The 24,341-nt window shown below is 60.5% G+C and carries 19 protein-coding genes and 1 tRNA gene; 11 read left to right on the top strand and 9 right to left on the bottom strand.

From position 1 onward, the window contains the following. Nucleotides 1–614 precede the first annotated feature (614 nt). The 7 genes from KB879_RS27310 to KB879_RS27280 all read left to right on the top strand — a co-directional run bounded on the left by KB879_RS27310 (nucleotide 615) and on the right by KB879_RS27280 (nucleotide 10,561). Nucleotides 615–2,174, top strand: a complete 1,560-nt coding sequence (locus KB879_RS27310) for a class I SAM-dependent DNA methyltransferase (protein WP_211980213.1) — start codon at nucleotides 615–617, stop codon at nucleotides 2,172–2,174. Beyond that, entirely contained in the window at nucleotides 2,164–2,535 is a 372-nt protein-coding gene (locus KB879_RS27305; protein WP_211980212.1) for a hypothetical protein, read from the top strand. The genes KB879_RS27310 and KB879_RS27305 overlap by 11 nt, the downstream gene beginning before the upstream one ends. After that, nucleotides 2,486–3,739: an IS256 family transposase gene (locus tag KB879_RS27300; RefSeq protein ID WP_211980211.1), complete on the top strand. Its 1,254-nt coding sequence runs from the start codon at nucleotides 2,486–2,488 to the stop codon at nucleotides 3,737–3,739. The genes KB879_RS27305 and KB879_RS27300 overlap by 50 nt, the downstream gene beginning before the upstream one ends. Before the next feature lie 29 nt (nucleotides 3,740–3,768). Continuing rightward, a complete protein-coding gene (locus KB879_RS39535) occupies nucleotides 3,769–4,842 on the top strand; it encodes a restriction endonuclease subunit S (RefSeq protein WP_256449336.1) in 1,074 nt (357 codons plus the stop codon). A 7-nt stretch (nucleotides 4,843–4,849) separates the two neighbouring features. Then, the gene (locus KB879_RS27290) at nucleotides 4,850–7,936 is read left to right on the top strand and encodes a type I restriction endonuclease subunit R (protein ID WP_211980210.1); all 3,087 of its coding nucleotides are present in this window, start codon (nucleotides 4,850–4,852) and stop codon (nucleotides 7,934–7,936) included. A gap of 89 nt (nucleotides 7,937–8,025) precedes the next feature. Beyond that, nucleotides 8,026–8,796, top strand: a complete 771-nt coding sequence (locus KB879_RS27285; RefSeq protein WP_211980209.1) for a Hachiman antiphage defense system protein HamA — start codon at nucleotides 8,026–8,028, stop codon at nucleotides 8,794–8,796. A 394-nt stretch (nucleotides 8,797–9,190) separates the two neighbouring features. Next, nucleotides 9,191–10,561, top strand: coding sequence for a DEAD/DEAH box helicase (locus KB879_RS27280; RefSeq protein WP_249221203.1), 1,371 nt, complete (start codon nucleotides 9,191–9,193; stop codon nucleotides 10,559–10,561). Nucleotides 10,562–10,574: 13 nt separating this feature from the next. Here the strand turns inward: KB879_RS27280 and KB879_RS27275 are convergent. After that, nucleotides 10,575–12,127 (bottom strand): IS3 family transposase gene (locus KB879_RS27275; RefSeq protein WP_249221202.1). Its coding sequence is split into 2 segments (ribosomal slippage): nucleotides 10,575–11,665 and nucleotides 11,665–12,127, totalling 1,554 coding nucleotides; the frame shifts between segments, so codons are not numbered across the junction. 50 nt (nucleotides 12,128–12,177) lie between these two features. Between KB879_RS27275 and KB879_RS27270 the strand changes: the two genes are divergently transcribed. Further along, the gene (locus KB879_RS27270; RefSeq protein ID WP_211980207.1) at nucleotides 12,178–12,576 is read left to right on the top strand and encodes a hypothetical protein; all 399 of its coding nucleotides are present in this window, start codon (nucleotides 12,178–12,180) and stop codon (nucleotides 12,574–12,576) included. A gap of 200 nt (nucleotides 12,577–12,776) precedes the next feature. Here the strand turns inward: KB879_RS27270 and KB879_RS27265 are convergent, their stop codons facing one another. Then, the gene (locus KB879_RS27265; RefSeq protein WP_211980206.1) at nucleotides 12,777–13,286 is read right to left on the bottom strand and encodes a hypothetical protein; all 510 of its coding nucleotides are present in this window, start codon (nucleotides 13,284–13,286) and stop codon (nucleotides 12,777–12,779) included. 422 nt (nucleotides 13,287–13,708) lie between these two features. Then, nucleotides 13,709–13,897 (bottom strand): hypothetical protein, encoded by a 189-nt coding sequence (locus tag KB879_RS27260; protein ID WP_211980205.1) that lies wholly within the window; start codon nucleotides 13,895–13,897, stop codon nucleotides 13,709–13,711. A 554-nt stretch (nucleotides 13,898–14,451) separates the two neighbouring features. Here KB879_RS27260 and KB879_RS27255 point away from each other — a divergent pair. Continuing rightward, nucleotides 14,452–17,319, top strand: coding sequence for a dynamin family protein (locus tag KB879_RS27255; protein ID WP_211980204.1), 2,868 nt, complete (start codon nucleotides 14,452–14,454; stop codon nucleotides 17,317–17,319). A 656-nt stretch (nucleotides 17,320–17,975) separates the two neighbouring features. Here the strand turns inward: KB879_RS27255 and KB879_RS27250 are convergent. After that, on the bottom strand, nucleotides 17,976–18,320 hold the full coding sequence (locus KB879_RS27250) for a hypothetical protein (protein ID WP_211980203.1): 345 nt from the start codon (nucleotides 18,318–18,320) through the stop codon (nucleotides 17,976–17,978). Between the two features lie 372 nt (nucleotides 18,321–18,692). After that, complete coding sequence (locus KB879_RS27245; RefSeq protein WP_211980202.1) at nucleotides 18,693–19,106, bottom strand: hypothetical protein; 414 nt, start codon at nucleotides 19,104–19,106, stop codon at nucleotides 18,693–18,695. 95 nt (nucleotides 19,107–19,201) lie between these two features. On the opposite strand from KB879_RS27245, the gene KB879_RS40465 reads away from it, so the two are divergent. Next, nucleotides 19,202–19,423, top strand: coding sequence for a DNA-binding protein (locus KB879_RS40465; RefSeq protein WP_211980201.1), 222 nt, complete (start codon nucleotides 19,202–19,204; stop codon nucleotides 19,421–19,423). Nucleotides 19,424–19,811: 388 nt separating this feature from the next. Here the strand turns inward: KB879_RS40465 and KB879_RS27235 are convergent. Next, a tRNA-Leu gene (locus KB879_RS27235) sits at nucleotides 19,812–19,896 on the bottom strand. A gap of 160 nt (nucleotides 19,897–20,056) precedes the next feature. Here KB879_RS27235 and KB879_RS27230 point away from each other — a divergent pair. Next, complete coding sequence (locus KB879_RS27230; RefSeq protein ID WP_211980200.1) at nucleotides 20,057–20,977, top strand: alpha/beta hydrolase; 921 nt, start codon at nucleotides 20,057–20,059, stop codon at nucleotides 20,975–20,977. Between the two features lie 22 nt (nucleotides 20,978–20,999). Here KB879_RS27230 and KB879_RS27225 read toward each other — a convergent pair whose 3' ends face one another. The 3 genes from KB879_RS27225 to KB879_RS27215 form a co-directional block, all read right to left on the bottom strand. Next, nucleotides 21,000–21,926, bottom strand: a complete 927-nt coding sequence (locus KB879_RS27225) for an NAD(P)-dependent oxidoreductase (protein WP_371827377.1) — start codon at nucleotides 21,924–21,926, stop codon at nucleotides 21,000–21,002. Then, nucleotides 21,910–23,076: an ABC transporter substrate-binding protein gene (locus tag KB879_RS27220; protein WP_211980198.1), complete on the bottom strand. Its 1,167-nt coding sequence runs from the start codon at nucleotides 23,074–23,076 to the stop codon at nucleotides 21,910–21,912. The genes KB879_RS27225 and KB879_RS27220 overlap by 17 nt, the downstream gene beginning before the upstream one ends. Nucleotides 23,077–23,161: 85 nt before the next feature. Next, the gene (locus KB879_RS27215) at nucleotides 23,162–24,325 is read right to left on the bottom strand and encodes a class I SAM-dependent methyltransferase (protein ID WP_211980197.1); all 1,164 of its coding nucleotides are present in this window, start codon (nucleotides 24,323–24,325) and stop codon (nucleotides 23,162–23,164) included. Nucleotides 24,326–24,341 lie beyond the last annotated feature (16 nt).

Here is a 24,341-nt window from a genome sequence, read left to right as displayed (position 1 = left end):
AGAGTGTATTGGTGTCGCCCTCTCGGCAGAAGCCAGGAGCACGAGCGAAGCTATTTGTGTCTCATGCGGTTTTGACGCATAGCAGGGGTTCCAAGTCGTTCAGGGGGAAGGGAGCGTCGCGACCGTGGATGATTTCGAAGCCTTTTTTCATACCGCGGGCGTTTTCATGACGAAGCCAGTCTTGGCCAATAGAGCCGGTGGTGCCGATGGAGGTCGCATACTGGGGTGCGTGGCCGGCTGCTTGTCTTCGCGCCTTTTGGGGCTCGTCCCCCCCATTTAGGCTTGTATGTCGGCAAGTCCGTATGCGCCGGATATCCCACGTTCGAGGGGAGTCGAGCCATTTGGCGCTCGTCACCGGCGGGGGGGGCGCATACCGCACCCGCGCTCGGGCCGCTCCTGGGTCAAATTGGGTCAAGGCAGGTGGGAGTGTTACCCGAGACTGACGGCTTTCATGGCTTGCGTCTTGTAACCCCTATTTAGGGGTATCTGCAACGCGAGACGCCACGCTCCCTGCGGCAAAGGCGATACATCGGGCTAAACTGGCGCCTTCTCGGCAACATTCTCGTATCTGCGTGCCAAATCGAAACGTGGGATAAGCAAGTAAGTACTCACCAATGAATCAGGACCTCAGGAAAACTCTTTGGGCTGCCGCCGATAAGCTGCGAGCCAACATGGATGCTGCCGAATACAAGCATCTTGTTCTTGGTCTCATCTTCCTCAAATACATTTCCGATACATTTGCCGCCCGCCGGGCCGAACTGACCCGCCGCTTCGCAGACGAGGCCGACGAGTACTTCCTACATGAGTGCGACGACGAGATGCTCGCCGAAGAGCTGGAGGACCGCGATTACTACAAGGAAGTCAACGTTTTCTGGGTGCCCGAGTCTGCCCGCTGGGAGAACCTGCGCAGCGCCGCCAAGCAGACGGACATTGGCAAGCGCATCGACGAGGCGCTGGCTGAAATCGAGGGGGAGAACCCCAAGCTCAAGGGTATCCTGGACAAGCGCTACGCCCGTGCACAGTTGCACGACGGCAAGCTGGGGGAACTGGTCGACCTGGTTTCCACCATTGGCTTTGGCACGGACGCCAGCCAGGCACGTGACGTGCTGGGCCAGGTTTACGAGTACTTCCTCGGCCAGTTCGCCAGCGCGGAGGGCAAGAAGGGTGGTCAGTTCTATACGCCGGCATCCATCGTCAATACCTTGGTCGCCGTGCTCGCACCCCACCACGGAAAAGTCTACGACCCGTGCTGCGGCTCCGGTGGGATGTTCGTCCAGTCGGAGAGGTTTATCGAGGCCCATGGCGGCAAGCTGGGTGACGTGTCCATCTACGGACAGGAGTCCAACCCGACCACCTGGCGGCTGGCCGCGATGAACCTAGCCATCCGGGGTATCGACTACAACCTCGGGCGCGAGCCGGCGGACACCTTTGTCCGCAACCAGCACCCAGACCTGCGCGCCGACTTCATCTTGGCCAACCCGCCTTTCAACGTCAGCGACTGGTGGCACGGCAGCTTGGAGGGCGACCCCCGCTGGGTCTATGGCACGCCGCCGCAAGGCAATGCAAACTACGCCTGGCTGCAGCACATGCTGTATCACCTGAAGCCAAACGGCCGAGCCGGCATCGTGCTGGCCAACGGTTCCATGAGTTCGAGCCAGAACAGCGAAGGCGATATTCGCCGGGCCATGGTGGACGCCGATGTGGTGGAAGTGATGGTGGCCCTGCCAGGACAACTCTTCTTCAATACCCAGATTCCGGCCTGCCTCTGGTTCCTGGCCAAGCAGAAGACCGCCCGCCCTGGCGAAGTGCTGTTCATTGATGCCCGTAAGCTGGGCACCATGATTAGCCGAGTTCAGGCGGAGCTGACCGAAGAGACCATCAGCAGGGTTGCTGACACCGTCGCCGCCTGGCGAGGTGGGGCAGGCGAAGGCATTGGTGAATACGAGGACATTCCCGGCTATTGCCGCAGCGTGAAGCTGGCAGAGATTGCTGAACATGGTCATGTGCTGACCCCAGGACGCTATGTTGGTGCAGAGGAGGTCGAGGATGACGATGAGGCCTTCGCTGAGAAAATGCAGAAGCTCACGGAGAAGCTGGGTGAGCAGATGGCGAAGGGCGTGGAGCTAGACCAGTTGATTCGGCAGAAGATTGGGGCGCTAGGATATGAGTTCTGAGTTTTTGGTTTCTCCAATCGGCTGTCCGAGCTCATGGCGGCTCGTTCGCTTGAAAGACATATCGACAAAGATTGGCTCGGGTGCAACGCCGACCGGGGGACAAGCCGCGTATCAAGAGCAGCGCACAAATTATGCATTGGTCCGTAGCCAGAACGTCTTCGACCGAGAGTTCTCTGATGCCGGACTGGCATTCATTTCGGATGAGCAAGCGACGGGGCTGCGAAATGTCAGGCTGAGCCTGTCAGATTTCTTGTGTGTTGAGGTCATGAGACGATATCGAAAGAAACGCCCTTATGACCGAAACAAAAAGCATGACCAAGAAGAGCAAGAAATCGAGCGCGCCGAAGCTGTTTCCGGATGAGTTGATCGATCAACTACTGGCTCAGGTACAGAACAAGGACGCCGAGTCGATTCTCGGTGAATCAGGCTTGGCCGGCCTGCTCAAGAAGCAGTTGGCCGAGCGTATGCTTGCCGCCGAACTGACGCACCATCTGGCCAGCGAGGCCAAGCAAGGCAAGAGCGGCAATCACCGCAACGGCAGCAGTGCAAAGACCGTCATCACGCCCAACGGCGAGCTGGAACTGGACATTCCGCGCGACCGGCAAGCCACCTTCGAGCCGCAACTGGTCGCCAAGTACCAACGCCGGCTGTCCGGCTTCGACGACCACGTAATCAGCATGTATGCACGCGGGATGAGCGTGCGTGAGATTCAGGGCCATTTGCAGGAACTGTATGGGCTGCAGGTCTCGCCCGACCTGATTTCCACCATCACCGACGAAGTGCTGGCCGAGGTCGAACAATGGCAGCAGCGCCCGCTGGAGGCGATGTACCCCATTGTCTACTTCGACGCGCTGCGCCTGAAGATCCGCGACGAAGGCACCGTCAGGAACAAGGCGGTGTACCTCGCGCTGGGCATCCGCGCCGATGGGCGCAAGGAAGTCCTCGGCCTGTGGATCGAGCAGACCGAAGGCGCCAAGTTCTGGCTCAAGGTCTTCAACGAACTGAAGAACCGCGGCCTGGAGGACATCCTGATCGCCGTGGTCGATGGCCTGCGCGGCTTCCCCCAGGCCATCGAGGCCGTCTACCCGGCCGCGCAAATCCAGACCTGCATCGTCCACCTGATCCGCAACTCGCTCAACCTGGCGAGCTGGAAGGATCGCAAGGGCCTGGCGGCCGCACTCAAGCCGATTTACCAGGCTGCCACGGCCGATGCCGCTGCCACTGCGCTGGATGCCTTTGCCGGCAGCGACTGGGGCCGCAAATTCCCGACGGTGGCCGACATGTGGCGGCGGCAATGGGAGCAGGTCATCCCGTTCTTCGCCTATCCGCCGGAAGTGCGCAGAATCATCTACACCACTAATGCCATCGAGAGCATGCACATGCAGTTGCGCAAGATCGTCAAGAACCGGGGCCACTTCCCCAGCGACGAAGCCGCCAGCAAGCTGCTGTACCTGGCCTTGCGCAACATCGAGAAAGATTGGAAGATGCCGCCCATCACCTGGAAACAAGCGGCCAACCAGTTCGCCATTCTCTTCGGTGACCGCTTCACCAACGCCCTACGCTGAGATTTAATTAACCGACCTCAGCACACAGAATTCCTGACACCTCCGTCAGGCTCGAGAAAGATGACCTGCTGCTAAATATTACTGGTGATGGAGTTACCTTTGCTCGTGCCTGTCTGGTCCCAGAGGCTGTCTTGCCTGCATGCGTAAATCAACATGTTTCCATCATTCGTTTGGATAAAGCACAGGCAAATCCCGGCTACATCCTCAGCTATCTAACTCATCCCTTAATCAAAGCCTACATAGAGACGTTCAACGCTGGAGGGTCAAGAAGGGCTATTACGAAGGGACATATCGAGTCGTTCGTTGTTCCGCTTCCTCCGCTTAGCGAGCAGGCACAGATAGCGGAGACGCTTTGCGTTCTCGACGACCGCATCACGCTCCTGCGCGAAACTAACGCCACCCTAGAAGCAATCGCTAAAGCCGTATTTAGGTCCTGGTTTGTCGATTTCGACCCCGTCCGCGCTAAGCAGGAAGGCCGCGCTCCAGAAGGCATGGACGAAGCCACCGCCGCTCTGTTTCCGGCTGAGTTGGAGGAATCGGGGTTGGGGTTGGTACCGAGAGGGTGGCGCGTAGGCACGCTAGACGACTTGCTTGTTCTTCAGCGGGGATTTGACCTTCCAGCATCCGCGCGGGTGCCGGGCAGCTACCCAATCATTGCAGCAAGTGGTCCCTCTGGGACACACCACATGTCGATGGCCAAAGCTCCCGGGGTCGTTACGGGGCGGTCCGGAGTGCTTGGCAGAGTGTTCCTGGAGTTGGAGGATTATTGGCCGCTCAATACGACGCTTTGGGTAAAGGAGTTCCGAGGTGCACCGCCCTGCTACGCGTATGAGACCCTGCAGCTTCTGGATTTCGCATCGTTTAATGCAGGCTCTGCGGTTCCTACCTTGAATCGCAACCATATACATTCTCTCCCGCATCTGATTCCAACTCGAGAATGTGTTGATGCGTATGAGGCTATCGCGATGACGCTACATATGCGAGTTCGTGAGAATCAAAAGCAGGCTCACACGTTAGCAGCGTTGCGCGACACCTTGCTCCCCCGCCTGATTTCCGGTCAACTCAGCCTCCCCGAGACAGAAGCAGAAGCCCTCGCAGCCTGAAGCCACCATGACCGAAGACCAACTAGAACAAGAAGCGCTCGGCTGGCTCACCGAAGTCGGCTACAGACATATCTTCGGCCCCGACCTTGCTCCCGATGGAGCGAATGCCGAGCGGGCCGACTACTGTCAAGTTCTGTTGGTCGAATGCCTGCGCGGCGCCATCGCTCGCCTCAATCCTTCTATTCCCCTGGCTGCACGGGAAGATGCTGTGCGCCAGGTTCAGGACCTGGGCATTCCGGTCCAGCTCTCGGCCAACCGGCGTTTTCATCAAATGCTGGTGGGCGGGGTTCCCGTGGAGTACCAGAAGGACGGCGAAACGCGGGGCGACTTCGTCCGCCTCATCGACTGGGCCGACCCGGCCGGAAATGAATGGCTAGCTATCAACCAGTACTCCCTCAAAGGTCCTCATCACACGCGTCGGCCGGACGTGGTTCTGTTCGTCAACGGCCTGCCGTTGGTGCTGCTGGAACTCAAGAACCCTGCCGACGAGAACGCGGACATCTGGAAGGCCTACGACCAGATTCAGACGTACAAGGAACAGATTCCGGACGTCTTCCAGTACAACGAAATCCTCGTCATTGCCGATGGCTCGCAGGCACGCATGGGCTCGCTGTCGGCCAATGCCGAGCGCTTCATGCAGTGGCGCACCATCGATGGCGTCACCCTTGACCCTCTCGGCCAGTTCAACGAGTTGGAAACCCTGGTACGAGGCGTGCTGGCGCCAGCCTATCTGCTGGACTACCTGCGTTTTTTTGTCCTGTTCGAGGACGATGGCACCCTGGTCAAAAAAATTGCCGGCTATCACCAGTTCCATGCGGTTCGTGCCGCTATTCAGCAAGTGGTGTCAGCCTCCCGGCCGGGTGGAAGCCATAAAGGCGGAGTGGTCTGGCACACACAGGGGAGCGGCAAGAGCATCACCATGACTTGCTTCGCCGCCCGGGTGATGCAGGAAACGGCCATGGAGAATCCAACCATTGTGGTCATCACCGACCGCAATGACCTAGATGGGCAACTTTTCGGCGTGTTCTCTCTGGCGCAAGATTTATTGCGCGAGCAGCCGGTGCAGGTGTCGACACGACAGGACTTGCGCGCTAAATTGGCCAATCGGCCTTCCGGTGGCATTGTATTTGCAACCATCCAAAAATTCATGCCAGGGGAAGATGAAGATACCTTCCCCATGCTGTCGGACCGGCACAACATTGTGGTCATCGCCGACGAAGCCCACCGGACCCAGTACGGCTTCGAAGCCCAGCTAAAGGGGAAGCCCGGGCAGGAGAAGTATCAGGTCGGCTATGCGCAGCATCTGCGTGATGCACTGCCCAATGCCACTTTTGTCGCCTTCACCGGCACGCCCGTGTCGAGCGAGGACCGGGACACGCGCGCCGTGTTCGGCGATTATATCCACGTCTACGACATGCAGCAGGCCAAGGAAGATGGCGCCATAGTGGCCATCTACTTCGAGTCCCGCCTCGCCAAGCTATCGCTCAAAGCTGAGGAACTGCCTCAGATAGACGCGGAAGTGGACGAACTGGCTGAGGATGAGGAAGAGAGCCAGCAAGCGAAGCTGAAGAGCCGCTGGGCAGCGCTCGAGAAGGTCGTAGGCGCGGAACCTCGCGTGGCGGCCGTAGCTGCAGACCTCGTGGCTCACTTTGAGGAGCGCAACAAGGCTCAGAGCGGCAAGGCCATGGTGGTCGCCATGAGTCGCGAGATTTGCGTTCACCTCTACAACGAAATCATCAAGCTGCGCCCCGAGTGGCACGACCCAGACCCAGAGAAGGGTGCAATCAAAATCGTGATGACGGGCTCGGCCAGCGACAAGGCGTTGCTACGGCCCCATATATACAGCGGTCAGGTCAAGAAACGACTGGAGAAGCGCTTCAAAGACCCGGCCGACCCATTGCGCATCGTCCTCGTGCGGGATATGTGGTTGACGGGTTTTGATGCCCCTTGTGTCCATACCCTGTATGTGGACAAGCCCATGAAGGGCCACAACCTGATGCAGGCCATTGCGCGTGTCAATCGTGTCTTCAAGGACAAGCAAGGCGGCCTGGTGGTTGACTACATTGGCATCGCCAATGAGCTCAAGAGCGCGCTAAAGGAATACACGGCCAGCCACGGGCGCGGTCGGCCCACTGTCGATGCCGCCGAGGCTTATGCCATTCTCGAGGAGAAGCTGGATATCCTGCGCGGCATGCTCCATGGTTATGACTACAGCGATTTTCTGACGGCGGGTCACAAGCGCCTGGCGGGGGCCGCGAACCACGTGCTGGGCCTGGAAGACGGCAAAAAGCGCTTTGCCGACACGGCGCTTGCCATGAGTAAGGCTTTCACCCTCTGCTGTACCCTGGACGAGGCTAAGGCCGTCCGGGAGGAAGTAGCGTTTATGCAGGCCGTTAAAGTCATCCTGACCAAACGGGAGCTCAGCGAGAAGAAGCGTACCGATGAGGAGCGCGAACTGGCCATCCGGCAAATCATCGGCTCGGCCGTCGTTTCCGAAGAGGTGGTGGATGTGTTCGAGGCTGTCGGCCTCGATAAGCCAAATATTGGCATTCTCGACGATGCTTTCCTCGCTGAAGTTCGTAATCTGCCGGAACGTAACTTAGCGGTGGAGCTGCTGGAGCGGTTGCTCGAAGGCGAAGTCAAGAGCCGCTTTGCAGGCAACGTGGTTCAAGAGAAGAAATTCTCCGAGATGCTCGCTAATGTGGTGAAGCGGTACCAGAACCGAGCCATTGAAACGGCCCAGGTCATCGAAGAGCTCATCGACATGGCCAAGAAATTCCGAGCTGCTGCGAGCCGGGGCGACGAACTTGGGCTGACCGAGGACGAGGTGCGCTTCTACGACGCACTGGCCAACAACGAGTCTGCAGTTCGGGAGCTGACTGACGAGACTCTGAAGAAGATTGCGCACGAATTGACCGAAAATTTGCGGCAGAACATCACTGTCGACTGGTCGGCACGCGAAAGCGTCCGGGCCAAGTTGCGGCTGATGGTGAAGCGCGTCTTACGGAAATACAAGTACCCACCTGACCAGCAGAATGGGGCTGTGGAACTGGTGCTGCGGCAGGCCGAGGCATTGGGGGAGGCGTGGGTCTAGCTGACCACAGCCGAAACGAAACGCAACGTGTAAATTGGCCGCTTGAATCCAAGCCACACGCGGCAGTGGGACCGAGAAGGAGAAGGAACGTGACTCAATTGGCGAAATGGAGTGACGCCACTAGCGAAGAAGTCAATGGTTACGAAATGAACATCTTCGTCGGCGACCCCAAGAAGACCACCGATGCCATCGAACTTCTTGCTGACGCCATCCCCTCCTACTATGCCGCGCCGAACCGAGTGGCCGACTTGCTAAGAAAGCATGGGCGTGAAGGGGTGGCAAAGTATCTTGAGGAGAAGCTTCCTACCGCCAAGTCCATCAGGTCAGGAGACCTAGGGGAGATACTTGGTGTTGCGTATCTCCATGAGCACACTCCTTTCATCTATAGCGTAAAGCGATTGCGCTGGAAAGACCACCGCAATATGTCCATGCGTGGAGAGGATTTACTAGCCTTCAGCATTGACAAGAAGACAAAGAAATTGCTTGTGGTCAAGGGTGAGGTAAAGAGCCGCGCCACGCTCTCTGGCGCAGTGGTGGAGGCCGCAAGGAAGGCGCTCTCGGCCAACCACGGTATGCCATCGGCCCATGCAATGTCATTCCTAGCTGACCGCTTCTTCGAGCAAGGGGACAAGGAGCTGGCTGACATGCTTGATAATGCGCAACTGAAAAAGCGGATATCGAAGGCTCAGCTCACCCATCTGATGTTCACGTTCTCTGGCAATAACCCAACAAATCTTCTGCGTAGGAATTTATTGAAGTGCGGCGAGGGCATTCACCAAATATACGTCGGCCTTCAAGTAGCGAAGCATCAAGAATTTATCAAGTCAGTCTTCGACACTGTAGACAGCAATGGCCTCTAACATACAGGACCTCCAGAATAATATCGCGGAGGCAATCGCCGAGGGCTTTCGGAACGACCTCTTGGCTCGGGGACAATCAAGGTCGATGATTTGGCGCGACGGGGCGTTGCCGGAAGATGCTCCGGAGTACTCCGAGTATCTCAGTCATGACCTATTCTCATACGCCTACGCGCTCCTATCACAAGGACTGAGACTGGTCGAGTTACAGGGTGACCCAGCCGTTGCCCGAGCCGCATTTGAGCACGCAGCAGAATCAATCGAGGCTGCGATTGTGAGGTCGGCAGACAATCCAGAGCGTGACTTTCATCGTGTCGTTGCCGCCGCTTCTTATCACCTAGGACATTTCTCCGCTAGAGCGTACTCGCTACTTCGTGCGAGCGTGACCGAGCCAAACTTGAGTCTTCCTGAACGCAGCTTGGCCAAATTGATGCTGCGTGACCTTGATGGGCTCTCAGAAGACATTGCCGCATGGAAGCGCGCCGGCTCTGGCTCGGATGAGGCTCTTATTGGCGTTCTAAAAAGCTCCCAGGATGATGACCTAGAGGCAGAGGATAGAGAAAGCAGGCTCATCGAGGCATTCAATCTTGTGCTGAATGAGGATTTCCTGTCCGCATTGGCCACGGCGCTTCTCGCGTTAGAGCGAGGGGATTCTCCTCTGATTGAGGAGGCCGTTCGCAAGTTGACGGTAGGACTGGGGAGTGCAGCAGAACTAAATTTGGTCGCCCAATGGTGGTGTCACCGACTGACCATCCATTTGTTGCGGGACCTCTGGGACATGAGCTTTCATCATCGCTTGCCCGAGTTGGGGCCACCTGAGGGGACGGCCGATGCGTGGCCAGAACTCAGAAGGCTCTTCATAAGTTCCCTGTATCGACGCCAAAAGTCCGAAATTGAGCTATGGCCTTCCCAGCTAAGGGCTGCGAGCCGAGTATTAGAGTTCGAGGCAAACCTTGTCTTGTCCTTGCCGACAAGTGCGGGGAAAACCAGAATTGCTGAGCTCTGCATCCTAGCCTGTCTTGCCACGGGAATGCGGGTCGTCTTCGTAACGCCGTTGCGTGCACTTTCAGCGCAGACTGAAGCCGGTCTGCAGCGGACCTTCCACCCGCTCGGGAAGACGGTTTCTAGTCTATATGGGAGCATCGGTGCAAGCAGTGCCGATGTCGACGCGCTGCGCTCGCGAGATATCGTGGTAGCGACACCGGAGAAGCTCGACTTCGCGCTCAGGAACGAGCCAGCCCTACTCGACGATGTCGGACTTATTGTTCTTGATGAAGGCCACATGATTGGGCTTAACGAACGCGAGGTGCGGTACGAGGCACAGATTCAACGACTTCTTAAGCGCGGCGATGCGGCTACGCGGCGGATTGTTTGCCTTTCCGCGATTCTGCCCGAAGGAGACCAACTCGAAGACTTCGTCGATTGGCTAACTTCAGACAAGCCTGGCGGATTAATTAAGGATAAGTGGCGCCCAACTCGTCTACGGTACGGCGAAGTCGAATGGATAGGTGACCACGCCCAGCTGACTGTCAGCGTTGGGGACGAGAAGCCGTGGATTAGGAAATTTCTAACTGCAAAGCGGCCTCCGAACGGTAAGAGAACGAAGCCGTTTCCTAATGACCAGCGCGAACTCTGTTTGGCTACCGCTTGGCGTTTGGTTGACGATGGTCAGACCGTCCTCATTTTTTGCCCACGTAGAGTATCGGTTTTGCCGTTCGCGGAGGCGATTGTTGACTTGCACTCTCGGGGACGGCGGTTGTCAAGATAGTTGACGCGTCACTTCATGCGGACTGCTTTAGTTCTTGCGGCTGCATCCGCTCCGGATTGAGCCAGACTTCGTTCTCCAGCTCCCAATTGCGCGTCGATCGAGACCAACGCTGCGGATTGCGCGCCTTGGCCTCTGCGTACACGCCCTTGCGCTGCGCGAGCACAGCAGCGGCTACACCGTTATGACGCTGCGCCGGCGTGACGAATTTCAGGCCGCTGTGCTTGTGCTCGTGGTTGTACCAACGCACGAACTTCTTCGTCCAGGCACGGGCCTCATCGACACTGCCAAAGGGCCTGCGTGGGTAGTCAGGCCGGTACTTGCAAGTGCGGAACAGCGACTCGGCGTACGGGTTGTCGTTGCTCACGCGCGGCCGGCTGAACGACGCCACCACCCCCAGGTTTTCCAGGGTGGCGAGCATCGTCGCGCCTTTCATCGGGCTGCCGTTATCCGAGTGCAGCACCAGCGGACGTCCCGCCAGGCTCTCGGCCAGACTGGCACGCCGCATCAGCAGCGCGGCCAGTTCCGCCGATTCCGCCTCATGCACTTCGTGACCGACAATCTTGCGGCTGAACACGTCCAGCATCATGTACCAGTAGTAATACCGTCCCTTGACCGCCGACGGCAGCCACGTGATGTCCCACGACCAGACCTGGTTCGGCGCCGTCGCACAATGACTGGTCACCACCCGAGCCGAGGGTTGGCGCGCACGACCCCGGTGGTGCTGCTGCGAAACGCTGCGCAGCACACGGTAAAAGCTCGACTCCGACGCGAGGTACACGCCGCGGTCCGCCAGACCCGGCACGATCTGGCTGGGCGGCAGGCTGGCAAACTCCTCACTGTTGGCAACCTCAAGAATCTGTTGCCGTTCGGTGTCGCTCAGTTTGTTGCCCGGCGCCGGCCGCACGGTCGTCGTGCGGCGATCGGCCGGCACTGCGTCGCCGTCAGCCACCCAGCGCTGGAACGTGCGCAGGCTCACGCCCAGCTCTTTGCAAGCCTTCTCCAACCGACAGCCGGACTGCGCCGCCTCGCGAATCAACGATACACATAACAGGCGATCCGGGACGTTGATCAATCGTCCTCTTTGTTTCCCCAAATCGCCTGGGCTTTTTTTCTCAGAATCAGCAGCGCAGCCGCTTCCGCCAGCGCTTTCTCCTTGCGCTGTAATTCCTTCTCGAGCTGCTGGATGCGTTTCCTGTCGTCTTTCGACTGATGCCGCTGCTCGCGCGCCTGCTCCGCAGCGTTCGCATTGGCTGTCAGACATGCGGCCCGCCAGGCGGCGATCTGTTCGGGATAAAGACCCTTTCGCCGGCAGTACTCGGCCAGCTCCGCGGCATTGAACGGGGCGGTTTCCAGCACCACCGCAAACTTGTCTTCCGAAGACCATCCTTCGGGATTCTTCCCATCGCCCGGCACGACCAGCCCCTTTCCTTTCGCCTGTCGGCGCCACGTGTACAACGTCTGCTCGGTAATCCCCGTTTCCCTGGCCAACGCTGAAACCAGCGCGTTTTCTGGCGGCATCATGCGACGAACCAGCGCTTCCTTTCTTTCTGCTGAGTAGGCTTTCATTTACCCCTGATTTTACCGCCCCCGGTCTTCGTCTCTAAGAATCAGGTGACGTGACATCTATCCTGACGCCGGGGGAAATGCTGGCGGCGCTGAATGTGTATAAGGCGCGGTCAACCGAAGATTTCACACGCCATGTTGTGGAGAAGTTTGTAATTGGGCAGCATCTAGTGACCGCTGTTGAGCGGTCGGTTGTCGCACAGGACGGAAAATCCCGCTTTGTATTCACGCCTGAGAAGGACGGGCTGACAAGGTATGCAGAGGTGGGCGCCGAAAAGTTTGTAAAAGCCACGGAATCCGACGACATCCTGTTTCATGCGCTGCTATTGCTAGAAAACTGTGGCAAGCTGAGCTATACCCCCACAAAGGACGGCCCCAACCATACAAACAACCGCCAAGCCACGTTTGGGTTGAAGAACTCGGCGCGCAAGCTGCTGCAGGAGGCTCCTTAGGATGTGGAGGGACTGGCAGCACCTGGCCCTGTTTTGCAACTGTACTCCTGTCGCCATACGAGGAACCAAGGTCATTTCCCCATGCCTGGTTCCAAGAAGAAGCCTAGTGCGCTAGAGCTGGAGGACAAATTGGACGTGCCTGGTCGGCCCCTCACCGGCGGCAGGTAGTGCCATGGCGTCGCCATTTCATAATTCCAAAGCTAGGCTGCCTTCACAGGACTAACAATCTCATCGCCCGACGGGCCGGCCATGCGCAGGAGCCATAACGCCACTTCGTTCATCTGGCCTACATCGATTCTGTGTGCAGGCGGCAAAACAGTTAATGTGTTGGCCGTGGCAGATGATGCGTCAAGCTTCGGTAAAAATACCTCATGGCTCCAAATATAGAACCGGTTGAACGCTCGATTCGATGCCACCCAAAAGTGGGGGCGATGGGCTCCTGAGCCGCGCGTGCGCCAACTCACTAATTGGCTCCGCATCAGCAGCAACCTTCCATTGTCATCAATGATTTTTACTTCAGCCAGAGTTGGAGCTTTGTTGCCAACCAGCGTAAACCAGAGGTCCGGGAGGGTTCCATCAATGAAGTGCCCTTTTTGCACCCCGGTTAGGGCTGCCTGACCGTCCAGGCTGACAAAAATATCCTTATCGCTGTCAATAAATGGGCTGAGCAAGTGATAAAGCTCAGCAACGAGTCGTTGTTCTTGTTTCATTATTGTTCACAGTGGAATTAAAATTGTATTGCTACTCTAGTTTGCTGTTCCCGGGAAATCAATTCAACAAATCGGGGTGTATTCTGTTTACCGTACGGCAGGGCTTTGATGACGCCATAGTGGGCAGGGGGGGCGCCCACTCATCGCACATGTTTAAAGGCACCCACTGGCCTTGCGTCTGGCTTCTATATGCGCACCAGTCCCCAGTGCGGGAGCTTCCTATCCCCCGCCGCTTTACGACTGGAGGCACGATGTCCGGATAGGACATCTGAGGTGCTGGGGCTGGCTGCAGGAGCACTTGTACGCGCCTTCCCCAGTACGGGGAGTCAACGCCGCAGTCTCCGCGTTCTCAGGGATGAGGCGGGTAACGAGGTAACTAGGTCACGCCGTGAGTCCCGCGCTTTTTGGGCGCTGATGGCCTGCTACAGCACTTCGAAGTCCTCGCGCCTGAATGGCCCATACGCCTTGCCGTCAAACGCGACAGCGTACTGCCCGCTGCGTTCACGATAGCCGACGATTACGGCAGTCTCGCCAACGAGGAATTCGGTTTGCGGCGTACGCGCGAAAAGCACCTTCACGACGGTGCCAGTTGCAAGCGGTCTTGTGTCCATGGCTTACCTCAGTACGTATGCGAGGTTGCGAAGGTGCCGTGCTTAACAGCTCCTGTAGGGCCACCGCAAGTAGAAGCTTCCACGAGAACGGCTGACCGGCGCCGAACATACACGCAACTCGAGAGGTGTCGATAACGCTGGAATCCTGGCATCCCTTAATAGCACTCCAGCGAGCTTAGGTCCGTTGGCTTCCGCACCTTCCTGTCGAGCCCAAGGCTTCGAGTTTAAGAATGAGGCCGCAGAGCCGGCAATGCGGCCTATCGACATGGAGCAGTCTAAATTTAGGAGCGCTTTTTCGGGGGTTAGGTTTCGCACATAAATGGGTGGTGCGCGGGCCACGCGAATTGGGAGATATGGCAGTATCGGTGGGCGTTTGCGTACCTGTTTGCGTACCTGTATGTGCTCACGTCGCGCCGTACGCAGAACGATGAGCGCGGGGGCGCTCAAGGCCCAAGGTCAACGCACGTTGAGTCCGGAATGTTGTCGGGGGAACAACGGCAGCGCATCCGGGCCTGTCCATTCGGCCGCTTTCTTGCATCCAGAAGGGAAATACGATGAAAACACCAAAGCAAGTTCGGGATGACATTCGTACCCTCACGCAGCACCTTGTTCAGGTCCGTGAATCGCTGCTCAAGCGCTCGGGCCTCCCCATTGCGCAGATAGGCAAGGAGTGCAAGCGCACAGCGGATGCGATTGGCGAGCTCTTGGCTTCCCAACAGTTGCCCGAGGACTACAAGGTAGCGGTGGTCGGCCGCTTCAAGACCGGGAAATCGTCCTTTGTCAATGAGTTGCTTGGCGCGCGACTGGCCAATGAAGATACCAATCGCGAGACGGCGGCAATCACCACGTTCCGTCACGGCACGCAGGTCAAGGCCACCATCCGCTTTCTGGCGCAGGAAGAGTGGGTTAAGTTGCAGGCGCTGTACAGCGAAAACGCAAAGGATATCGAGGACCATCGGGTCAAGGTCTGGAACAGCTTCAGCAAGCCGAGACAGACCCGCGAGGGCGAACCGGAAGAAAGCTTTGACTTAGCCGCGCTCGAGCGCGAGTTCATCAAGCCGGGTGGTTATACCCTCGAAATCGGCTTGGTACCCGATGGGGGTAGGAAGGCCGAGACAGAATTCCGTCGAAAGCTCAAGGAATTCACGTCCGGTACGAAGCCGCACCACTGCCTGGTCAAGGCTATTGAGATTACCTCGCCGGCGCCGATTCTTGAGCAGGGGGTGCTCCTCATCGATACCCCGGGCCTGGATGACACGGAACGCTTTCGCGTGAGCCTGACGGAAAGCGCGGTCAGGGACGTCGACGCGGTCTTGTTTCTGACAAAGTCCGGCATGGCATATTCGCAGTCCGAGAAAGATTTTCTGCTGTCCTTGTTGCGCAAGGGGACGGTCAAGCAACTGATTGTGGTCATTACGCAGGTTGACCAAACCTATGAGCAACACGTTCGCCTCGCCGAGGACAACGACGAAGACCCGCAGCCGATGGGGATGCGTATCGAGCTCGAGCGAGGCCGAATTGCCGCCGAAATCCAGGCGACACTCAATGACCTAAGTCGGGATGACTCGCCGGCGATGCAGCGCTACCGGGAGCAACTCGGCGACGTCGCGATTGCCTTCACGTCGGCAGTGCTCCATCGGGATTGGAAGGCCCAGAAGCCAGTCCGATACGCCATTGATAATTCCGACCCCGGCGGCGTCGAGCGCTTGAAAGCGCAGCTGCTGCGATTGCTGTCCACGGAATCCAGGCTCGCGCTCACCGCGCAAAACATCTCCATCGGTGCGCGAACGAGTCTCCTGGACCTTCAGTCTGTCCTTCAGACGAAGCTCATTGCCATTCGGGACATCAAGGATAAGGAGGTCGCGGAGCAGAAGCTCCATACCTTTCGCGAGGAATTTGGGCAGGCTAGCTCACGGTTTGAGACTGCGGTCAATCAGCAAGTAGCGCTGCTGGCTGACCGCTTGCAGGCCAAACGTGAGCAGCACGAGATTCTGGTCGAGAACATCGCTCTCTATGCCGAGCGGCAGCTGGCGGCTTTTGAGGCGGAAGACCTTGGGCGCCATTGGCGAACACGCCGGTCGGGATACTGGGGCTACATGTACGACTTCCAGACCCGGGTCGCTAACCGCATCTTTCCCAAGGTGCAACGGATGCTGGGGGAATATACGGAACTGTTCGCCGAGTTCACAGCGGGTTTTGAGGTCTATCTGACCAGCCTGTCGCAGGAGGGCGGCCAGATTTCTGACGCGTTGGAGCTGGGTTCAACGCTGCCGTTCGATGTCACGGCAAAACTCAAGGAATCGCTGGAACGCTCACTCCAAGGCGCGCAGGACCTCATTGCTGCCGAAGAGCTGCGCGTGACGACGCTGTTGGAAGACTTCATTTCCGAGGAGGTGTCGGAGCGCATTTCGGAGCGGCGCGCGACAGTGGCGACCATTTGGGGGGTGGGCACGACCAGCAATCAGTCCGATGAGATTCGGGCGTTCTATCGTGACGTCCAGGCGCTTCTGACCGAGGCCTTGACGAGCCATCTCAATAAGCGGGGCAAAGAATTTGGGAAATTCTTGGTGAAGGAGGCGAAAGGGGCCCCGCGCGACGCGTTGAATGAAGTGCAGGTGCTGCTAGAGCAGGCATCCGACAATATCCGCGCGGCAGCGACCGCGCTCGTAGCCGGCCAGAAGGAGGCGGTTCAATCCCTGGTCACGGCGATTGAAGCCGACAATGCCGACGTGCTCCGGCGAGCCGACGAACTGATGCAGTTGGCGACGGCGCCGGGGGAGGACGCGATGACGCTTGGCGTATCGCCAATCGCGTCTACGACACAGGATGCCGCGCTCGCCGCCGAGCCCGTTATCCAGCCGGCTAGGCACGCCACGGAGGACGTCTCGGTCCGGAACTGGGTCGCAGACGTGCAGCGTGGCGCCACCGTTGTCGTCAATCGCATCCATCTGCAAGACGGCGCAACCGGCTGGTCCTACGATAAGGTATTCGATGCCCCCTTCCTGAAGGGGGCGGTGCGCTTGGCGCTAATTGACCCCCATCTGGCCGCATATCATCAGATTCGGAACCTCAATGAGTTCCTATCGCACGTCGCCGAGGTGGCGCGCCCGAAGGAAATCGAAATCATTACCGGATTTGCGCCGGCAGAGTTGGCGGACCATCAAGCGCGGGTCATCGATGACACGGCCAAAGACCTGTTCCAGAATTTCGGTGTTGTGCTGACCGTGCTGCGTGAGACGGGCTTGCATGACCGGTACCTGGTGGCTGACCATGGTGTGCTCTTCAAGCTGGGCCGGGGCCTGGATATCTACAAGCCGGCCACCGGATTGGCGGTGCACCGTCAGACAAGCCGGCGTGTCCGTGCGTGCGAAATTGACATCTTCGCGCCGCCCGGCCACCCGCTGACCCAGCCGACAGCATAATTGGGTCTTGTTCGGTGGAGACGGAATCGAGGAGTACTGCGCCATAGTCTAGCAATATTTGGGCTGCCTTCAAATGAGGGGTAGATTATGTGGATAATAAGGAAGGCGAAGAAGAGGCGGCGTGGTCGTTCAGCCTTTCGCAATCTGTCACCGGGTCTCAGCTTGGGGCAGGCGGCAGCCAGCGAGGGAAAGGTTCTTGAACGCAAGAGGAATCGCGACGGCTCATACACGCGATATGAAATTGCCTCTTGCACTTGTGGCGGGGAAAATGAAAATTGCTATAAGTGCGACGGAACGGGCTACTATAGGAAGATAATAATTGAAGGTGCAGAGTAAGGAGTAGACGCTCTGTGGGTGAGTAGGATGAGTCTTATTCGCCAATGACCCAAGAGGCGGCGCGTATGCTGTTCGCGAGCGAGGGCGATTTTCCAGTGCGCCAAAGATGAGTACGACGAATAGCCGGCTTGGTTACTTCCACCCACGAATTCAGTGCTGGAGCGGCAGATTCCGCGTCGCGGGTCAGCGTGGTGATTCCGGCAGCGACCACGCCGGTACTTGTATCGCTCATAGTCGCCCCCGCTCAGCGCAGACTTTATGCGGCTCTGCCGAACGTGCAAGGGCTTGAAAGGCATGACGATTTCTGAACAGGACTCTCTTCAGAGGGTGGTTTGCCACCCCAGCTGCGTGGCCACATGGCGCATTATCCAGGCGACCTCGGGTGCCGACACGCCCCACGCACCCTGTTTGCGGAGAAGGCCCGTTTTGGCGCGTTCGAAAACCTGTGCCGCCGACCAGGCCGGTTGTTCCGCCTGCTTCCGCTTGCAGTACGCGGTCAGCTGCGAGACGAGGTCTTGGCACACGTCATAGCGCTGCGCCAGCTCTTCATCTGTCAGTCCTACAACGTATTGGTCGCCGACTTTTCGCGCAGCAAGCTTCGCCTGTACGCCTGCGAGACCAGCGGGGTGAAGGTCACGGGGAAAATCTTCGGGAATCGTCACCACGTAGGCCTCCTATTGTTGACGGTGCGCCGAGAAATTGCGGCGTGGATGTGGTGTGCCACTGCCAAAGCTCTATGCTTGGGCTACAGTGCCGTCAAAGAAAATCTGTCTGCAATCGCCCGAGCACACGCCTTTGGACTCAGCGTTTCTGTATCCAGCAACAACCAGTCCTCTGGGTAGGGGAAGTCGCCATCGAATTGAATGCATAGTGCCACTCCAGCGAGAGCAGCACACGACGCGATTCCTCAACGTTGCGTTTGCTTGGTTTCATAGTGCTTGCCCGATAGTAGCTTTTCCTGCAGCCGCGGGGCCGAAAATGAGAACGAAGGTCTGCATGGTTGGTCTCAATCCTCTGGCTATTCTTCGGGCGGAAACTCAGCAGCAGAATGTGGCCGCGACCAGTCGTGGCCAGGCTTTTCGCAGCCGAGACGCGCTGATGTACGGCTCGAACTGAGGCTCGCCATCTTCAATCTGTCCGACCGTTTGCTTTGGGACGTGCCACAGGTCTCGCTCGAGGCAGACTCGTTCATAGAGCAGCGCCCAGCGACCGTGCAGTAGCTCGGGCGAATTATTTGCCACGCGGCAAAAGAGTTCTGCGGTGGGCAGCGCCAAGGGCGGCGCGTCCTGCAGCTCGGTGTCCTGTACCGCCGCTGCCACGATGTGGTCAAGCCATTCAGTCAGCCCCAGTCCTGCCGCTTGCGCTGAGACCATGGCGGCGGCGCAGACCGCTGGTGATAGATGCAGCATTGTGCGAACAGTGGGTGCGGTATCCAAGGCCGTTGCTTGCATGGGTGCTCCTTGTCGTTGTGGTGACAACAGGATGGCGCAATGCCCGCGAGAACGCACGGGATTTCGGTTACATCAATTTCTGGTGACTACACGTAATGAGTTCGACCACCGTGGTCGGGCGCATTGATGAGGTCATCGACATGAAGAGGAGAGGCATTAGTGCCGCGGATGTCGTGCGGGCGTGCGTTGCTCTCAAAAGGCGGGGCCGTCGGCTTGGGCCGGTCAACGTCCGGTTGGAGCTTGGGCGGGGGAGTTACAGCACTATCGTCAGGCACCTGCGGAAGCTGGCGTTCAGTGAGCCCCGTCGTCGGCCGTAACGCGTTACTTGATTGAGGCAAGGGGGCTCGCTCTCGCGGGCTCCTTGTTCATGGCCTTGGCGGGCGGAGGGCTACGGCTCTGGCGACGGTTGGTGCGGGACTTTCTCCCGTTGAGGCGGGGTGCTTAATTCTCCACCAGCCTGATGGCTGGGACTTGGACACCCGCAGCTTCGGTGCAGGTTTGGTGCCGTTAGTCGGGCGGACTTCTGACGTCGGATTCCTTGCCATACGCCGTTCGGTTTTCCCACAAGTCGCTCCGGCAGACATAAAAGCATGCGCAGTTCTTGTGGGAAAATTGTGGGAAAACGACTGAAGCCCGCAGTTCGTGCCAAAGCGGTTCGGAGGGTGGATTCGCTTGAAAGCCTTATGCAGTAAGGCTTTTGGGAGATGGTGCCCGGGGTCGGACTCGAACCGACACGCCTTGCGGCGGGGGATTTTGAGTCCCCTGCGTCTACCTGTTTCACCACCCGGGCAGGGTGTATGGCGCCGGAACCGGTGCCGTGCTGAGCCGGGAATTATGCCGGAAATCCTGGCGTCGGACAACCGGCGCCGGGCACATCAGCGGCCGCGCAAATCCGGTAGCATGGCGCCCAGCCTCTCACACGCCCATCGTCCCGATCACCCCCGACCGCCATGACCAACCAAGCTTCGCTGGCGCGCCTCGCCAGCCTGCCTTCGCAGGACCCCGGCTTTTATGACCGGGAATACAACAACCGCGCCAATGTGCCGGACAACGCAGTGCATATGGCGCGCTGGGCGCAGTGGTCCGCCGGGGTGCGCGCACGCAGCCCCTATCTGGCGGACCTGAGCTATGCCGGCGATGACTCGCGCCATGCGCAGGGCGAGACGCTGGACTACTTCCCCGCGCAGCGGGCCAACGGGGCGCTGCCGCCGCTGCTGGTCTTCGTGCACGGCGGCTACTACCGGGCGCTGGACAAGCACGACCACAGCTTTGCCGCCAGCGCGCTGCCGGCGCTGGGGGTGGCGGTGGCGGTGGTGAACTACACGCTGGTGCCTGCGGTGACGGTGCCGGAGATCGTGCGGCAGGTGTTGCGCAGCGTCGCCTGGCTGTACCGGCAGGCGGACCGGCTGGGCCATGATCCGGACAAGCTCTTCCTGGCGGGGCATTCCGTCGGCGGCCACCTGGTGGCGATGCTGATGGCCGCACGCTGGCCGCAGCTGGGTGCGGACCTGCCGGCCGACCTGGTCAAGGGCGGGCTGTCGGTCAGCGGGCTATACGACATGGAGCCGCTGCGGCGTGCGGCCTTCCTGCAGCGCGACCTGCGGTTCTCGGAAGACGATGTCGCGCGGCTGTCACCCGCGTATATGCCGCCGGCCAGCGGTGCCCCGCTGGCGATCGCGGTGGGGGAACTCGAGGCCGCCGAATACCATCGCCAGCACGCGCTGATCCGCGCGGCGTGGCCGGCCAAGGTGGCGCATCCGGCCGCGAGCGACCTGGTGCTGCCGGACTGCCATCACTTCAATGTGCTGGACAGCTTTGCCAGCCCGGACGGTGCCCTGACGCGCGCGGTGCTGCGGCTGATGGAGCGCTGAGCGCGCACCGGGCGCAAGGGCGTCAGCCCTCCAGCACGCGCAGCAGCGACGAGGTATCGTCCTTGCCCCAGCCGTTGGCCATCAATGTGCGCAGCTGCGCCGAGGTGGCCTGCATCGCGGGCAGGTCCAGGCCGATTTCTTCGGCGATATCGCGCGCCAGCCCGAAGTCCTTGTCGTGCAGCCGCGCCTCGATGCCGGCGGCGAAGTTGCGCGCCACCATCTTGGGGCCCATCAGGTCGAGCATGCGGCTGCCGGCCATGCCGGTCGCCATGGCCTCGAACACGCGGCCGGTGTCGACGTTCTGCGCGGCGGCAAAACGCATGGCCTCGGCAATGCCTTCGATATTGACCACCTGCGCGATCTGGTTGCACAGCTTGGCAACCTGGCCCGCGCCGTGGTCGCCGATATGGGTGATGGTCTTGCCCAGCCGTTGCAGCAGCGGGCGCACGCGCTCCAGCATCTCGGGTTTGCCGCCGACCATGATGGTCAGCGTGCCCGCCTCGGCGCCCATGGTGCCGCCCGAGACCGGGCAGTCCAGCGCTTCGATGCCGCGCGCGGCCAGCGCCGCGGCGATCTCGCGCGTGACGATCGGCGAGATGGTGCTGTGGTCCACGCAGATGGTGCCCGGCGCCGCGCCGTGGACCACGCCCTGCTCGCCCAGCAGCACTTCGCGCACGTCTTCGGACGAGGTCACGTTGGTGAAGACGACGCTGGCGCCGCGCGCCGCTTCGGCCGGGGTGAAGAAGGGTTCCGCCCCCAGCGCGCGCGCGGCCTCGGCCGCTTCCGGGCGGCGCACGAAGGCGCGCACGGTGTGGCCGGCGGCCAGCAGGTGGCGGACCATGTGCGAGCCCATGGCGCCCAGGCCGATGAAGGCGACGGTGGTGGGGGTGAGAGTGGTGCTCATGCCATGCTTCCTTTCTTGATACGGCGGGCTACTTATCGCCCGCATAGGCGAACTTGCCGTTGCGGATCACCCCCATCACGCGCGAACGCTGGTCGAAGCCCTGGTGGTCCTTCGGGTTCAGGTTCATCACGCCGTTGGGGATGGTGAGATTGGCGGTGGCTTCCAGCGCGTCGCGCATGGCGGCGCGGAATTCGCGCGTGCCGGGCTGGGCGCCGGTCTTCAGCGCGCGGCGGGCGGCGTCGTCCAGCAGCATCCACGCGCCCCAGGCGTCGCCGGCAAACTGCGTGACGCTGTCGGCGCCGTACTTGCTTTCGTAGCGGTTGACGAAGTCCAGCGCCACCTTGCGCACTGGGTGGCTCTCGGGCAGCTGGCGCGCGACCACCACCGGCCCGGTCGGGAAGAGCGTGCCTTCCACATCCTTGCCGCCCATGCGTAGGAAGTCCCAGGTGGCGATGCCGTGGGTCTGGTAGACCTTGCCCTTGTAGCCGCGCTCGCCCAGCGTTTTCTGCGGCAGTACGGACGGCGTGCCGGCGCCGGCAATCAGGATCGCGTCCGGGTTGGCCGCCAGCAGCTTGAGCACTTGCCCGGTCACCGAGGTGTCGTTGCGCGAGAAGCGCTCGTTGGCGACCACCTTGATCTTGCGCACCTCGGCCAGCTTCGAGAATTCGCGCCACCAGCTTTCGCCGTAAGCGTCGGCAAAGCCGATAAAGCCGACGGTCCTGACGCCGTGGTTGCTCATGTACTCGGTCAGCACGGTCGCCATGTGCGAGTCGTTCTGCGGCATCTTGAAGGCCCAGCGGCGCTTGGCGTCGGTCTGCGGCTCGACAATGGAGGCCGAGGCGGCCAGTGCCACCATCGGGGTCTCGCCCTCGGCCACGGCGTCGAGCGCGGCGATGGCGGTGGGGGTGATGTTGGGGCCGACGATCACGTCGACCTTTTCTTCAGAGATCAGCTTGCGCACGTTGCGCACCGCCGCGGCCGGATCGGTGCCGTCGTCCAGGATCACGTAGTGCGCCTTCTGGCCGCCCAGCGTCTGCGGCCACATCAGCACGGTGTTCTTGGAAGGGATGCCGATCGAGGCCGCCGGCCCGGTGGTGGACACATCGATGCCGACGCGGATGTCGGCGCGCGCGGCGGCGCTGGTGAAGAGCAGGGCGCCGGCCAGCAGCAGGGGGCGCAGGGGCAGTGTCAGCATCGTCTCCTCCGTTCTTATATGTGACGGGAAGGATAGCCGAACTCGGCCGGCGGGGCACGCCTGCGCCCCGCCGCGGCCGTGCTGGTCAGCGCGCGCCCAGGCGCCAGAGCGTGGTCACTTCGGCGGAACGCGCCGCATGCAGCGGGTCGGCGGCATCGGTCGCGCGCGGGTGGCGCGGGCGGATATCGGAGCGGCCCAGCACCTTCAGCCCGGCGGCGTCGATCCAGCCCATCAGTTCCTCGCGCGGGCGCAAACCGAGATGCTCGGCCAGGTCCGACAGCAGCAGCCAGCCTTCGCCGCCCGGCGCCAGGTGTTCGGCCAGCCCCTGCAGGAAGCCGCGCAGCATGGCGCTGTCCGGGTCGTAGACCGCGCGCTCGACCGGCGAGCTGGGCCGGGCCGGCACCCAGGGCGGGTTGCACACCACCAGCGGCGCCCGGCCTTCGGGGAACAGGTCGGCCTGGACGATCTTGACCTCGCCAGCGTAGCCAAGCTGGGCGATGTTCTCTCGCGCGCAAGCCAGCGCGCGCGGGTCCTGGTCGGTGGCGACCACGCGCTGCACGCCGCGGCGGGCCAGCACTGCGGCCAGCACGCCGGTGCCGGTGCCAATATCGAAGGCGAGGGTCTTGGCCGGCAGCGGCTCGGCCGCGATCAGGTCGACATACTCGCCGCGCACCGGCGAGAACACGCCGTACCAGGGGTGGATGCGGTCTTCCAGCGCCGGGATCTCCACGCCCTTCTTGCGCCATTCATAGGCGCCGATCATGCCCAGCAGCTCGCGCATCGACGCCACGTAGGGCTCGCTGGCCGGTCCATAGACCTGTTCGCAGGCGTCGCGCACATCCGGCGCGCGGCGCAGCGGCACCTCGTGGCTGGCCTCGAACGGCAGCAGCAGCATGCCCAGCGTGCGGGCGCGCTGCGACTGGGCCAGCCGGTGCAGGTTGAAGGCCTCGGTCGGCGAAGCGGCCCCGCCCTTGGCCTTGTCCTTGGCTTTCTGGCCGGGGCGGCTGGCCTTCTTGGGCTTGCGCTCGGTGCGGCGGGCCAGCGCGTGCAGCAGCTGGCGCGCGTTCTGGAAGTCGCCTCGCCACAGCAGCGCGGTGCCTTCGCAGGCCAGGCGGTAGGCGGTGTCGGCGCTGGTGGTGTCGTCGGCGATGACCACGCGGCGCGGCGGCGGCAGGCCGGCTTCAGAGCGCCAGGCGGCGCTGCGCTCGACGCCGTCCTCAGTCCAGTGAATGCGGGGCAGGTCGCTCACAGGGCCTCCGGCCGGC

The sequence above is a fragment of the Cupriavidus sp. KK10 genome, from assembly GCF_018223725.1.
Taxonomy (GTDB): Bacteria; Pseudomonadota; Gammaproteobacteria; order Burkholderiales; family Burkholderiaceae; genus Cupriavidus; species Cupriavidus necator.
Note: the sequence above shows the minus strand (reverse complement) of the source record. Positions and strands in the feature narration are given on the sequence as shown.